This window comes from Paenimyroides marinum (assembly GCF_900108395.1).
GTDB classification, from domain to species: Bacteria; Bacteroidota; Bacteroidia; order Flavobacteriales; family Flavobacteriaceae; genus Flavobacterium; species Flavobacterium marinum.
Map to the genome: position 1 here is coordinate 1 of NZ_FNXE01000010.1, position 13,443 is coordinate 13,443.

Below are 13,443 nucleotides of genomic sequence, written 5' to 3' on the forward strand. Positions count from 1 at the left end.
GAACTATGCTTGTAGACAAGCATATCAAATTTATCTTTTGGAATAAAATTGATGATTTGTTTGAAAATCGGCTGACCGACTAATTTCTTTTCTGTATCTTTATTGCTCATATTTTTGATTTGTCGTAAAACCAAAATATGAAAAAAGGAGCTAACCACAATGGGAAGCTCCTTAATTTTGAAAAGTTAGTCGGTTAGTAGTGGAAAAAAATATATTTTTTGATTTTTGTTTTTATCAGTAATTGTACGATACTAAATGCACAATCAGCTTTAGACCAATTTAATATTGAAAACGCTAATAATTCTACAGAAAAACCAATAAAAGTTAGTCTCAGAAAATTATATAATAATCCAGAGAAGTATAATGGAAAGGTTATTTCTGTAACAGGATTTATGATAATTGAATTTGAAGGAACTGCAATTTATGATACCAAAAATCGGAATAGAAAAAATAAAACGAACTTGAAATATTGGTTAATGATGTCTAAAAAAGATATTCATAAGTTGGAGGGAGAATGTACACATAAATATGCGACAGTTATAGGACAGTTTAATAGAAATATTAAGGGGCATTTTGGTATGTTTAATGGTTGTATAATGAACATTCGAAATATAGAATTGAAATAGCATAAGAAACGCTCGATATTTTCGAGCGTTTTATATTTAAAAAATTATTTATCCAATCCACGTTTCTTCAACAGCGGTTCAATCTTTGGATCGGCACCACGGAATTTTCTGTATAATGCTGCGGGGTCTTCGGTTCCGCCTTTTTCCAATACGTTTTCACGGAATAATTTTGCTTTTTCCTGATTGAATAATGAAGTCTCTTTAAACGCCTGGAAAGCATCTGTGTCTAATACGGCACTCCAAATGTAGCTGTAGTATCCTGATGAATATCCTCCTGCAAAAATATGACTGAAATAAGTGCTGCGGTAACGGGGAATTATCGCATCAATCAAACCAATGTTTTTCATGGCATTGATTTCAAAAGTGTTCACATCGTCTTTAATTTCTGTAGTTGCTGTGTGGTACTGCATATCTAAAAACGATGCTGCCAAATATTCGGTTGTTGCAAATCCTTGATCAAACGTACCTGCCTTTTTCATTTTTTCTATTAAAGTATCAGGTATTACTTCGCCTGTTTTGTAATGTTTTGCATACATCTTTAAAACTTCGGGTTCGGCAGCCCAGTTTTCCATAACTTGTGAGGGCAGTTCTACGAAATCTCTTGGAACGTTAGTTCCTGCCAAACTTTTATAATTTACGTTTGATAGCAATCCGTGTAATGCATGTCCAAATTCATGAAAAAACGTTGTTGTTTCATCAAATGTTAGTAAAGACGGAGTGGTAGCTGTTGGTTTTGTGAAATTACAAACGATAGAAATTACCGGTACTTTGCGTTTGCCGTTTTCCATTTGCTGGTTGCGGTACGAAGTCATCCAGGCACCACCACGTTTTGATGCACGCGGGTGCATGTCCATATACAAAACGCCCAATGTAGATTTGTCTTGGTCAAAAACTTCCCAAACAGTAACGTCTTCGTGGTATTTTGGTACATTGGTCAGTTCTTTGTAGGTTAAGCCATACAACTTATTGGTTACATCAAAAATACCCTGACGAACATTTTCTAAACTTAAATAAGGTTTTAATTCCTGCTCGTCTAAACTGTACCGTTCTTTACGGATTTTTTCAGCATAATAACGCCAGTCGGCAGGTGTTACATCTTCGTTGATTCCGTCTTTTCTCATTAAGCTTTGAATATCCGAAGCTTCTTGTTTTGCTTTGTTCAGTGCAGGTTTCCACAATTTCATTAATAAATCGTTCACGGCATCCGGTGTTTTTGCCATACTTTCTTCTAATACGTATTCCGCATGATTTTTATAGCCCAGCAATTGTGCTTTTTGCATACGTAAATTCGCGATTTTTAAGGCAATTTCTTTGTTGTCGTTTTCGTTATTCTGGTTGCTTCGCATTTGATAAGCATCCCAAATTGTGGTGCGTAAATCACGTTTGTCGGCATATTGCAAGAACGGCATAACGCTGGCATTACTCAATGTAAATACCCATTTGCCTTCTTTGCTTTTATTTTTGGCTTCTTCAGCAGCGGCATCAACTAATTCTTGCGGCAAACCGGCTAAGTTTTCTTTATTATCGATAACCAACTCGTAATTGTTGGTTTCTTTTAAAAGGTTGTCTCCGTATTTTAACGATAAAACAGATAATTCACTGTTCAGCTTTTTTAGTTTTTCTTTATCTTCTGCCGATAAATTAGCACCGCTTCGCACAAAACGTTTATAGGTTTCGTTTAACAACATTTGTTGTTCTGCGTTTAATTTTAAAGTTTCGGGTTTTGATACAATATTTTGATCGTAAACAGATTTTACTTTTTGAAAAAGCGCATCGTTTAAATAAATGTTGTCGTTGTGTTCTGAAAGGGTAGGTGCCATTTCCTGCGATAATTTTTGCAGTTCGTCATTGGTATTGGCACTGGTTAAATTGTAGAGAACAGTGGTGACTTTTTTAAGCGTTCCGCCGGCGTTGTCTATAGCTACAATTACGTTTTCAAAGGTGGGATGCTCTTTATTGTCAACAATTTCTTTGATTTCTTTTTCATGCTCTTTAATTCCTTCTAAAATAGCCGGTTTAAAGTCGCTGTTTTTAATTTGGTCGAACGGAGGTACTTCAAACGGAGTGTTCCATTCGGCAATTAAAGGGTTTTCTTGTCCTGATGTCATTGCGGTATTTTCCTTTTTTTTACACGATTGCTGTACGGTGGCTCCTACTAAAATGGCCAGCATAATGATTGTTTTTCGCTTCATTTTTATGTTTTTCCGCAATTTACTAAATCTATTGGCATAAAAAAAGTACAATCTGTTGAAAGATTGTACTTTACAAAAACAATTAAAAAGGTTCGTTTTATTTTTGTTCAACCAACTGAATTTCAGCATTCAGATTTACATCTTCACCTACTAAAACACCACCTGTTTCTAATGCTGCATTATAGGTTAAACCAAAATCTTTACGGTTGATTTTTCCGTCTATATTTAAACCTACTTTTGTGTTTCCCCAAGGATCGGTCATTAATCCGCTGAATTCTGCATTTAATTTAACGGGTTTAGTAATGCCTTTAATGGTTAAATCACCAGTAATTTCGTAGTCATTACCGTTGCCTTCAATTTTTGTTGATTTAAAGTTCAATGTTGGGTATTGATCCATATCAAAAAAATCGGGACTTTTTAAATGGTTATCTCTGTCGGCATTGTTTGTGGTAATGGAGTTGATTTTTGCTTCAAACTGCAAATTCGCCTCTTTTAAATCATCATTAAAATTGATAGCTGCCGAATAATCGTTAAAATGCCCTTTAACGTTGGTAAACATCATGTGTTTTACTTTAAATCCAATTTCGCTGTGTGCTGAATCTATTGTCCATTTTTTCATAATATAAAATTTTAAATTAGTTGCTATTCATTGGAACTTCTATCATCAGAAATTCACTGTTTTGGTTTATTTTAATTTGTACTTTATCCGTTTCCCAAATACCAATTGCATCGCGGGTCGTTAACTGATTTCCGTTTATTTCTAAAGATCCGTTCAAGATAAAAATATACATCCCGTTCGTGTCAGGATTTTCAATATTGACCGAAATTTCTTCGCCGGCATTAAATTTTGCCATTTTAAACCAAGCGTCTTGCTGTAACCGTAAAGTACCTTCTGTGGCTGTAGGTTGAATCAGCGTTTTTAGTTCGTTGTCTTTTAACTGATATTCCATTTGACCGTAACGCGGCGTAATATTTATTTTGTTAGGAATAATCCATATTTGTAAAAACTTCACTGCTTCGGTTTGGCTGTCGTTCATCTCGCTGTGTGTAACACCTGTTCCGGCACTCATGAACTGAATTTCACCTTTTTGGATCACACCGGCAGATCCGGTACTGTCTCTGTGGCTTAACTTTCCTTCAAGCGGAATAGAAACAATTTCCATGTTTTCGTGCGGATGTTCTCCAAAGCCCCTTCCGGCTGCCACATAGTCATCATTTAAAACACGAAGTGCACCAAAATGAACTCGTTCCGGATTAAAATATCCTGCAAATGAAAACGTGTGATAAGATTTTAACCAACCATGGTCGGCATAACCTCTTGTATCTGCTTTATGGATAATGTGTTTTGCCATTTTTTTTTCCTTTCTTATAAATTGATAGTACAAAGTTAGGTGTTTGAGAATCAATGGCGATTAATCTAAATTAAGAAATTGACAATTATTTCCTACGCAATAAATTTGCTTTCATTTTACTGAAAAATTCGGGTGTTACGCCAATAAACGATGCAATGTATTTTTGCGGCAAACAGTTTACAATGTCTGAATATTTTGCAAGGAATTTTTCATAACGTTCTTCGGCAGATAACGACATTTTATCTAAAACACGCTGTTGATTTGCAATTAAGTTGTTTTCGGTTAAAATCCTGAAAAAACGTTCCAGCTTGGGTACTTCTTTAAACAAACGTTCACTGTCGCATTTTTGTAAAATTAACACCTCGCAGTCTTCCATAACATCAACATATAAAATAGCGGGTTTGCCGGTTAAGTAGCTATACATATCGGCAACCCACCAACCGGGTGTGGCGAAACTTAAAATATGTGCGTTTCCGTTATCGTCTATGGTGTAGCTGCGCAAAATTCCCTTTAAAACAAAATAAGTAAAATGTGCTTCATCTCCCGGTTTTATTACAATGGTTTTTGCCTTAAAGCGGTCTGATGCAAAAGCATTTAAAACTGTTTTTTCTTCGTCGGGAGTTAACGTAACATGTTTTGCGATATTTTGAAGTAACAGATTTTCCATAAAATACATTCTGAAATTAACAATTATAAAATTAATGATTAATTATGATTAGAACTATTTAAATTAGTACCTTGTTAAAAATATATAAATCGGTATGTTGACATTTAAACAAATAAAACCTGACAATGTTGTGGTAATGCGCCATAAAGTATTAAGAATGGGGCAACCCATAGAAACATGTTCTTTTGAAGGCGATTTAGACGAAGGAACGAAGCATTTTGGTGCTTTTCTAAACAATGAATTAGTAGGAGCGGTAACAATGATGCTAAAGAAAACAAATACTTATAAGGTGCATCCGGTGTATCGTTTAACAGGGTTGTCTGTTGAACAGAAACATCAACACAAGCATATTGGCAAACGGTTGTTGCATTTTGCCGAAGAAAATATTTCCAGAAAAGGAACCGTGATGATTTGGTGTTTTGCCCGTGATTATGCCGTTCCGTTTTATAAGAAAAGCGGTTATCAGTTAAACGTTCAGAAAGTGGTGATTCCGCATATAGGTTCTCATAGAATTATGTTTAAATTTGTACCCAAATAAGATTAATCATTTTTAGAATGAACTGGAAAAAAATTGTTGTTGGTTTACTGTTATTCTCTGCTTGTTCCGAACCTGAAACGGTCAGGGTTTCATTGAGCAACGCCGAGAAGAAATTTCTTATAGAAAAACCACTGTTATTTGGAAAAAATGAACAAATAACAACTTTTTATGCCAACAACGATTTTGAAACCGTATGGCAGGATAGTTTAAACCGCAACGAATTGATTTCTGCAATTATCGATAGCAGATATGACGGAGTTTTACCTGAAAGCTATCCGTTAGCAAAATTAATAAAGGCTCATTGGGATTATAAAAACCTAAGCATTCCCGAATTAAAAAAAGCAGATATTGATTTTAGTGAAAATTTTTTCAAAATAGCCAATCAATTAGCATCGGGCAAGGTCAACCCCAAAAAATTATATGGCGATTGGGAACCCTATATTCAAGAGTTTGACTTTGTGTCGTTGTTAGAAAAATCGTTAGTAGAAAAAAACATCCATAAAACGTTAGAAGATATTAAACCAAAAAGCGAATTGTATCTAAAATACAAGAAAGCCTTTGCAAAATATGTTCCCATAATCTCAAAAGATACGCTTTCGGCAGAAGGTTTGATGCAAAAGAAAATCTGGGTTAATTTTGAACGTACCAAATGGTTACAGCCCGATTTAGGTGAAAATTATGTTTGGATTAATTTGCCCGAATACCGGTTGCAGCTGGTTCAAAACAATCAAATTGTTGAAACGCACAAAGTTATTGTAGGTAAAAAAGAACGCAGAACACCTGTGCTTTCGTCTTCATTCAGCGGTATTATTATTAATCCCAAATGGACGGTTCCGCCCACCATTTTAAAGAAAGATCTGGTTCCGAAAGCCACAGCAAACCGAGGCTATTTTGAATCAAACCGATTGACAATTTACGATAAAAAAACAGGTAAACAGGTAGATCCTGAAAACTGGAATCCTGAAAATTATGGCTCGTACCGATACGTTCAGCAAACCGGACGTTTAAATTCGTTGGGACAAATAAAATTTGATTTCCCAAACAAGCACATGGTTTATCTGCATGACACCAATAACCGGGCAATGTTTGGCGTTGCTAACCGGGCGTTGAGTTCGGGTTGTGTACGGGTAGAAAATCCATTTGGTTTGGCTGAAACCATTTTTAAATTGGAGGGTAAAAACATATTGCGTAGCGAAATGGATACATTAGCACATTATGAAAAGACAAAAAATTTCAAACTGAACCAAAAAGTAAATGTTCATCAGGTGTATTTTACGGCTGTAATTGATTCTACAGGATCTGTGAAAATTCTTAATGATATTTACGCGTTAGATAACAGATTGTACAAACGATTGATCCAATAGGAAACCTATTCAGATAAATAATTATTTTCTTTCCTCTTTTTTTTATTCCAATAATAATAAAAAGGTAATCCGGAGAGAACCAAACCAATTCCTATCAAAGATTTTCCGGGAGATTCGTAAAGAGAAATTCCTAATAGTAAAATGCAAAAAAGCACAAACATTGCCGGAACAACTGGATAACCGGGCATTTTGTACGGACGTGAAATATCTTTTTCTTTGATTCGTAATAAAATGACCCCCAAAACAACAAGTCCGAAAAATAGAAAACCAACAATGATAAGCATATCGGTCAGCATGTCAAAGGATCCCGAGAAAACCAAAATGCAAGCCCAGATGCATTGGTATTTTAATGAATGGTGAGGCGTTTTGTTTTTAGGGTGCGTCAATGCAGCTTTTTTAAAGAAAAATCCTTTTTTTGCCATAGCGTAATAAATTCTTGACGAAACTAAAATCGTAGCATTTGTACAACCAAAAGTTGAAATTAAAATCATTCCGCTGATGATGTATGCACCGCCTTGTCCAAGCAGCTTGTTAATTACCAGCACAGCGGCAATATTATTTTCATCGGCACGAATAGATACCATCATTTCATCAATCGGCATCACGTATAGATACGCGCTATTGATAAGCAGATAAAGCAAAATAATAGAAGAAATACCGATGATAAGCGCACGTGGTAAATTCTTTTTCGGATTCTTAATTTCTTCTCCTATAAAACCCAAAGCAATCCAGCCTTCATAACCCCAAAAAGCGTTTCGGATTGCCAAAACCATGGCACTGATGAATCCAATAAACGTAAAACCACCCATGGGATAATTCTTAGAAACAGTCTCAAATGTGTGAATGCTTCCTACATCGTTGGTAAATGCAGCACAAGTTATAAGGAGAATGGAAACTGTAATTAAAAAGGTAAAAACAAGACTTAAATTTCCTCCTTTTTTTGTTCCTTTTATATTAACAAGAGTTAAAGCAATAATAAGTATGCAGGAAGCAAATTTTGCTCCGATATTAGAAAAAGGCTGAAGTCCGAGAACGTTTATATCTGCCCATTCGGAAGGAAGATGGGGCAAATCGATAAAAGTACCCAGAGCACCGGAGAATACAAAAGCAATCGATGAAATTGCAGCGGTTTGAATGACCGTAAAACAGGCCCATCCGTACAGGAATCCTAATTTTTTACCGTAGATTTTTTCCAGCCAGCTGTATGCACCACCTGAATGAGGAAACATTGCACCCAGTTCAGCAATACTCAAAACGCCACACATAATAATGATTCCTGCCATTAGCCAAGCTAATACTACCAGCCAGGGGGCGTGAAGCAAATCTGCCATAGGAGCAACTTTCTTGAATACACCCGAGCCAATGATCGCACTCATTACTATAATGATCGCCATTTTTAGATTAAATGATTTTAAAAGCTTGGGAGATTGTATATTTTTATCCATAATGATTTTTGTAATAAACAAATGTAATTCAAGAACATTAAAAAAGACTAAAAGCCCTTGAAAGAGGGCTTTTAGTTATATAATCTGTTTATTTTAATAATTCCGATTTTGTTAGATAATCTTGTTTATCTGCATGATAGATAAACAAGCAGCTTTCGTCTTTAATCAGGTTGATGATTTTATGGGCTACTGCATTTGGCAAGGCGGGGCAACCAAGGCTTCTGCCTAAGTATCCCTGGTTCTTCCCTAAGTTTTCATTAGCGTAATCTGCTGCGTGTATCACAATATCGCGTTCGCGCGCATTGCTGTTAATACCGGCTTCTAAACCGTCTAAACGCAAAGATAAACCATGTTTACCCATATACGTTTCAGCAGTGGTATAAAAACCAAGGCTGCTTTTGTAAGATTCGCGGGCGTTTGAAAAATCGTTAGCAAATTCTTTACCGCTGTTTCTTCCGTGCGAAACCACCGTTTGATAAAGAATGTCATGCGTTTTCATATCAATAACCCACATTCTGCGTTCGGTTGATGATTTTGTAAAATCTATAATTGTAAGGATTTCGTTTTTAATTTTCCCTTCCTCTTTCAGTTTATTGTATCCTTTAAAAGCGGCTTTAAAACTTTCTAATTCGGGTTTTGCAAAGTTTTTTTCATCTAAATCTAAATATTCTGACAAAACCATTTTATCAAAAGCACTTAAATTGCTGGTAGCATTAGATTTTAAATTAGTTTTAGTTACAGCGGCTAAATCCTTAGATTTTAAAGTAGAAGACTTTGTAACTACCGTAACTTTTTTACCGTTTCCATTTCCATTGTTGTCTCCGTTGTGGTCGTTAATTACCATTGGTTTAAATGATAACAGACCCACCATCATAATAGGCAATAATTTAAAATTCATTTGTTCTTATATTATATTATTTTAATTTTCTCAGCGTAAATATAATAACTTTATTGTAAATCAATGTCTTAATTTAATGTTTATGAAACATATTTAACATTTGTTTTTACTAAAATGTTAAAAAAACAGACCGTTTTCTAAAATTCTATAGTAAATTTGAACCATATTTTTTTACCGATTATGAACAAGAAAGTCCTTTTAATGATATTAGACGGATGGGGAAAATCGCCCGATCCCAAAGTATCTGCCATAGATCATGCAAATACGCCGTTTATTGATAGTTTATACAAAAAATACCCACATGCAGAGCTTCGTACCGATGGTTTAAATGTTGGCTTGCCTGAAGGTCAAATGGGTAATTCGGAAGTGGGACACATGAATTTGGGTGCCGGAAGAATAGTGTATCAGGATTTGGCTAAAATTAATCTGGCAGTAGTAAATAAAACTTTGAGTGCAGAGCCCGAATTGCAACAAGCCTTTAATTATGCCAAAGCAAACAACAAACCGGTACATTTTTTAGGTTTGGTTTCTGATGGAGGGGTGCATTCGCATATCAATCATTTATTTGGATTGTTAGATGCTGCGAAAGATTTTGGACTGAAAGATATTTTTGTTCATGCATTTACCGACGGACGCGATGTGGATCCAAAATCAGGTGCCGATCATATCAACAATTTAGTAAAACATATCGAAGATACTGATGCAAAATTGGCTTCGGTTATAGGGCGTTATTATGCCATGGATAGAGACAAACGTTGGGAACGCGTTAAAAAAGCTTATGATTTATTGGTAAAAGGTGTTGGAATGCCTTCGCACAATGCCGTTTTGAGCATGGCTGATAGTTATGCCAATGAAATCACCGATGAGTTTATTGAACCTATTGTAATGGTCGATGAAAAGAACCAGCCGGTTGCAACGATAAAAAATGGCGACGTGGTGATTTTCTTTAACTTTAGAACTGATCGGGGCAGACAATTAACCGAAGTGTTGTCGCAAACCAATTTGCCGGAATTTGGTATGAAAAAATTAGATTTATACTATGTTACCCTGACAAATTACGATGAAAATTACACCAATGTAAAAGTGGTCTATAATAAAGATAATATTACTAATACCTTAGGAGAAGTTTTAGAAGCTGCAGGTAAAAAGCAAATCCGTATGGCAGAAACCGAAAAATACCCTCATGTAACCTTTTTCTTCTCTGGCGGACGTGAAGAACCTTTTAAGGGCGAATCGCGAATCCTTTGCCCGTCGCCCAAAGTAGCTACTTATGATTTAAAACCCGAAATGAGTGCTTATGATTTAAAAGATGCTTTAATACCAGAGCTAAACAAAGCCGAAGCTGATTTTATAGTGATTAATTTTGCAAACGGAGATATGGTGGGGCATACCGGAAGTATGAATGCGGCAATAAAAGCTTGTGAAGCAGTTGATATTTGTACACACCAGGTAGTTGAGGCTGCCATAGCAAATAATTATACCGTACTTATTTTAGCAGATCACGGAAATTGTGAAACCATGTACAACGCAGACGGAAGTCCTAATACCGCACATACCACCAACCCTGTGCCTTTAATTTTAATAGACCATGACATTAAAGAAATTCATAACGGTATTTTAGGTGATGTGGCACCGACAGTGTTAAAATTAATGGGAATTTCCCAGCCAGATGTAATGACAGCTAACTATTTAATATAAAAATTTTAGTAATAATTTTTTTATATTAAAAAAAAGATTAATTTTAGAGTGAATTAATTAATAAAATTTAAATTATGAAAAAATTATTACTTTTAGCAGCATTTATTGTTGCTTCTGTCGGTTTAAATGCTCAGACAACGATTATTTCTCAAACAAATGGTGTTGCTCCTGATGCAAATGAAGGAACTGTGGGTTGTTTTCAGACAAACTCTCAAGGTCAACGTACAGGAATATTCGAAACACATTATTTTCGAGCTTATACAATGAATGCTAATACGGATATTCCAGCTATACAAGTAGGTGTTGGTAATTTAGCTTTTGCATCAGGGATTACTAATTTTCCGATTTCAGTAAAATTATATAAAAGTAGCGGTGCTTTTCCAGGATCTTATCCTTCAGGATTAACTGACTTATCATCGGGTGGTGTTACTGAAAATTTGACAATTAATGACACAATGAGCTTAGTAACCATCCCATTTTCTTCTCCTATTTCGGTGTCTTCCGGAGACGTTATTGTAGCGGAGGTTTTTCATGGAGCTGTGAACGGCGCTACCTATACTATGGGTGTTACTGCTAATGAAACAGCAATAGGGTATATACTAGCTACTCAATGTGGTCTTTCAACACCTGATGATATTTCTACTTTAGTTGCAGGTGCTGATGGTAAAATTATTATTGACTTGGTATCTGGAATATTATCCACTCAAGATTTCTTTATCGAAAACTTTACTATGTATCCAAACCCGGTAACAGATGTGTTAAACATTGAGTCTAAAAACGGTTTAAATGCAAACGAAATCAAGATTACAGATATGACCGGTAAAGTGGTTAAAGTACAAAAAGATGCAACTTCTATAAATGTTTCTAATTTATCAGCAGGTACGTATTTAATTGATATTACTACAAACGAAGGTAAAGCGACTTCTAAGTTTATTAAAAAATAATTTATCTCAATTTTTATAATTTTTTAAGAGCTTCAGTTTTCTGAGGCTCTTTTCTTTAAAGAAAAAAAGCACTACAAAAAATAAATCAGTAAATTTGCACAACAAAAAAATATAAAATGATTGTATTAAAAACTAAAGAAGAAATAGAAATCATGCGTAAGGCAGCGTTGCTGGTTTCTAAAACTTTAGGAATGTTAGCTACAGAAATTAAACCGGGTATAACAACCTTACAATTAGATAAATTAGCAGAACAATATATTAGAGATCATGGCGGAATCCCTGGGTTTTTAGGGCTTTATGGCTGTCCGTGTACCTTGCTTACAAGTGTAAATGAGCAAATTGTACACGGTTTACCAACTGACAGACCTTTGCAAGACGGCGATGTGGTTTCGTGCGATTTAGGTGCTATTGTAAATGAATATTACGGAGATCATTGTTACACCTTTGAAGTGGGTGAAGTTGCGGCTGAAACCAAGAAATTACTTCAGGTTACCAAAGAATCGCTTTATGTGGGAATTCGCGAATTTAAAGCAGGTAATAGGGTAGAAGATGTGGGGTCTGCTATTCAGCGATATGCCGAAGGTCACGGATACTCTGTTGTACGAGAATTAGTTGGTCACGGATTGGGTAAAAAAATGCACGAGGGTCCTGAAATGCCAAACTATGGTAAAAAAGGTCGTGGAAAATTATTTCAGGAAGGAATGACCGTTGCTATTGAACCAATGATTAATATGGGAACAAAAAATATTAAACAGTTAAAAGACGGTTGGACGATAGTTACCCGCGACGGAAGGCCATCGGCACACTTTGAACACGATGTGGCTTTGGTTGATGGAAAACCTGAATTGCTTTCTACATTTGCCTATATTTACAAAGCATTGGGTATTGAATCAACCGAAGAAGATGAGTTTCGCAAAGAACCATTCGTAATCTAATGATAAAAAACATATTTAAAACGATATTGAATACCATACCTCGCCCCGTGCTTATCAGGGCGAGTTATGTTATACGTCCTGTTTTGGCGTTGGCTTTAAAGGGAAATCGTTTTACAGATCCTATCGACGGAAAGTCGTTTAAAACATTTCTTCCTTACGGATATGGCACGCAACGAAACAATGTACTTTCACCAAGCACGTTGTCGTTAGAACGTCACCGTTTATTGTGGCTGTATTTAAAAAATGAAACCCCTTTTTTTTCAAAAGATTTAAAGGTACTGCATTTTGCACCTGAACAGGCTTTTTACAATCGTTTTAAAAAGCAAAAAAATTTGGAGTATATAACAACCGATTTAAATTCGCCTTTGGCAGATGTAAAGGCCGATATCTGTAATTTGCCTTTTGAAGAAAACGAATTTGATATGATTTTATGCAATCACGTTTTAGAACATATCCCCAATGATACCAGGGCTATGCAGGAATTGTATCGCATTTTAAAACCGGGCGGAATAGCAATTTTACAGATTCCGCAAGATTTATCAAGAGAAAAAACATTTGAAGATCATTCGATTACCGATAAAAAAGAGCGTGCTAAAATTTTTGGACAATACGATCATGTTCGGGTTTACGGACGCGATTTCTTTGATAAATTAAGAATTATTGGTTTTAAAGTTGATGAGGTCGATTATACAAAGGCTTTATCAAATGAAGAAATTGAACGATATTGTTTAACAAAAGGAGAAATAATTCCTGTTTGTTATAAATAAAAACTCCGATTGAATAT

At 35.4% G+C, this 13,443-nt stretch carries 13 protein-coding genes; 7 read left to right on the forward strand and 6 right to left on the reverse strand.

Translation table 11 applies throughout. The annotated features are described in order from the left end of the window. Nucleotides 1-218: 218 nt before the first annotated feature. Nucleotides 219-626 carry a hypothetical protein gene (locus tag BLW20_RS04890; RefSeq protein ID WP_091096971.1) on the forward strand — a complete coding sequence of 136 codons (408 nt, stop codon included), beginning with the start codon at nucleotides 219-221 and terminating at the stop codon, nucleotides 624-626. A 44-nt stretch (nucleotides 627-670) separates the two neighbouring features. Here the strand turns inward: BLW20_RS04890 and BLW20_RS04895 are convergent, their stop codons facing one another. From BLW20_RS04895 to BLW20_RS04910, 4 genes are all read right to left on the reverse strand, one after another. Continuing rightward, nucleotides 671-2,818, reverse strand: a complete 2,148-nt coding sequence (locus BLW20_RS04895) for a M3 family metallopeptidase (protein ID WP_091097060.1) — start codon at nucleotides 2,816-2,818, stop codon at nucleotides 671-673. 97 nt (nucleotides 2,819-2,915) lie between these two features. After that, nucleotides 2,916-3,437: a YceI family protein gene (locus BLW20_RS04900; RefSeq protein ID WP_091096973.1), complete on the reverse strand. Its 522-nt coding sequence runs from the start codon at nucleotides 3,435-3,437 to the stop codon at nucleotides 2,916-2,918. A gap of 16 nt (nucleotides 3,438-3,453) precedes the next feature. Further along, nucleotides 3,454-4,170, reverse strand: coding sequence for a pirin family protein (locus BLW20_RS04905; RefSeq protein WP_091096974.1), 717 nt, complete (start codon nucleotides 4,168-4,170; stop codon nucleotides 3,454-3,456). Nucleotides 4,171-4,255: 85 nt separating this feature from the next. Then, the gene (locus BLW20_RS04910) at nucleotides 4,256-4,837 is read right to left on the reverse strand and encodes a Crp/Fnr family transcriptional regulator (protein WP_091096976.1); all 582 of its coding nucleotides are present in this window, start codon (nucleotides 4,835-4,837) and stop codon (nucleotides 4,256-4,258) included. Nucleotides 4,838-4,931: 94 nt separating this feature from the next. On the opposite strand from BLW20_RS04910, the gene BLW20_RS04915 reads away from it, so the two are divergent. Together BLW20_RS04915 and BLW20_RS04920 are read left to right on the forward strand one after the other, a co-directional pair. Beyond that, nucleotides 4,932-5,375 (forward strand): GNAT family N-acetyltransferase, encoded by a 444-nt coding sequence (locus BLW20_RS04915; protein ID WP_091096978.1) that lies wholly within the window; start codon nucleotides 4,932-4,934, stop codon nucleotides 5,373-5,375. A 17-nt stretch (nucleotides 5,376-5,392) separates the two neighbouring features. Then, nucleotides 5,393-6,739 (forward strand): L,D-transpeptidase scaffold domain-containing protein, encoded by a 1,347-nt coding sequence (locus BLW20_RS04920; protein ID WP_091096980.1) that lies wholly within the window; start codon nucleotides 5,393-5,395, stop codon nucleotides 6,737-6,739. Nucleotides 6,740-6,744: 5 nt separating this feature from the next. On the opposite strand, the gene BLW20_RS04925 is transcribed toward BLW20_RS04920, so the two are convergent. Together BLW20_RS04925 and BLW20_RS04930 are read right to left on the reverse strand one after the other, a co-directional pair. Beyond that, the gene (locus BLW20_RS04925; RefSeq protein WP_177165031.1) at nucleotides 6,745-8,133 is read right to left on the reverse strand and encodes an APC family permease; all 1,389 of its coding nucleotides are present in this window, start codon (nucleotides 8,131-8,133) and stop codon (nucleotides 6,745-6,747) included. Between the two features lie 139 nt (nucleotides 8,134-8,272). Then, the gene (locus tag BLW20_RS04930; protein WP_245725271.1) at nucleotides 8,273-9,082 is read right to left on the reverse strand and encodes a murein L,D-transpeptidase catalytic domain family protein; all 810 of its coding nucleotides are present in this window, start codon (nucleotides 9,080-9,082) and stop codon (nucleotides 8,273-8,275) included. A 180-nt stretch (nucleotides 9,083-9,262) separates the two neighbouring features. Between BLW20_RS04930 and gpmI the strand changes: the two genes are divergently transcribed. The 4 genes from gpmI (at nucleotide 9,263) to BLW20_RS04950 (ending at nucleotide 13,426) form a co-directional block, all read left to right on the forward strand. Continuing rightward, entirely contained in the window at nucleotides 9,263-10,780 is a 1,518-nt protein-coding gene (gene gpmI, locus BLW20_RS04935) for a 2,3-bisphosphoglycerate-independent phosphoglycerate mutase (protein WP_091096985.1), read from the forward strand. Nucleotides 10,781-10,854: 74 nt separating this feature from the next. Then, complete coding sequence (locus BLW20_RS04940) at nucleotides 10,855-11,724, forward strand: T9SS type A sorting domain-containing protein (protein ID WP_091096987.1); 870 nt, start codon at nucleotides 10,855-10,857, stop codon at nucleotides 11,722-11,724. A 116-nt stretch (nucleotides 11,725-11,840) separates the two neighbouring features. Continuing rightward, the gene (gene map, locus BLW20_RS04945; protein ID WP_091096989.1) at nucleotides 11,841-12,659 is read left to right on the forward strand and encodes a type I methionyl aminopeptidase; all 819 of its coding nucleotides are present in this window, start codon (nucleotides 11,841-11,843) and stop codon (nucleotides 12,657-12,659) included. Nucleotides 12,660-12,661: 2 nt separating this feature from the next. Next, complete coding sequence (locus BLW20_RS04950; RefSeq protein WP_091097065.1) at nucleotides 12,662-13,426, forward strand: class I SAM-dependent methyltransferase; 765 nt, start codon at nucleotides 12,662-12,664, stop codon at nucleotides 13,424-13,426. Nucleotides 13,427-13,443 lie beyond the last annotated feature (17 nt).